The 581-nt window shown below is 61.2% G+C and carries 1 protein-coding gene; it reads right to left on the bottom strand.

The window, feature by feature from the left end; all coding sequences use genetic code 11:
- The coding region (locus AC1DWI_RS25850; protein WP_477726284.1) for a phosphoribosylamine--glycine ligase at positions 1-581 on the bottom strand (581 nt) is incomplete at both ends.

Genomic DNA, 581 nt, shown 5'->3' with positions numbered 1-581 from the left:
TGCGAGGGTTCAGCGGATAGCCGTGCGCGGCCATCTCCACGCCCAGGGCCGGCCGGCGGTCCCAGTCCAGCTCGATCTGGTCCAGCGCACCCGAGGTGGCGGCCATCATCACCTCATACAGGTCGGTTTTGAGGCGCATCATGATCGGCTGCGTCTCCGGGTCGCCCATGCGGCAGTTGAACTCCAGTGTTTTCGGCTTGCCTTCCGCATCAATCATCAGGCCGGCATACAAAAATCCGGTGAACGGAATGCCGTCTTTTTCCATGCCCTTGATGGTCGGCAGGATGATCTCGCGCATGGCACGGCCATGCACTTCGGGGGTAACGACTGGGGCCGGTGAATACGCGCCCATGCCGCCGGTGTTGGGACCTTCGTCACCGTCAAGCAAGCGCTTGTGGTCCTGGCTGGTCGCCATGGCGGCCACATTCTTGCCGTCACACATCACGATGAAGCTGGCTTCTTCACCCTRCAAAAATTCTTCAATCACCACGCGCGCGCCACCTTCGTTATGTGCCACGCCAAGCGGGTTGAAGTCGGGGTTCGGTGCCAGCATGAATTCAATGGCCTCGTGCGCCTCGTGC

This window comes from Polaromonas sp. P3_C2, from assembly GCF_056402675.1.
This window is presented reverse-complemented; position numbering and strand designations above follow the sequence as displayed.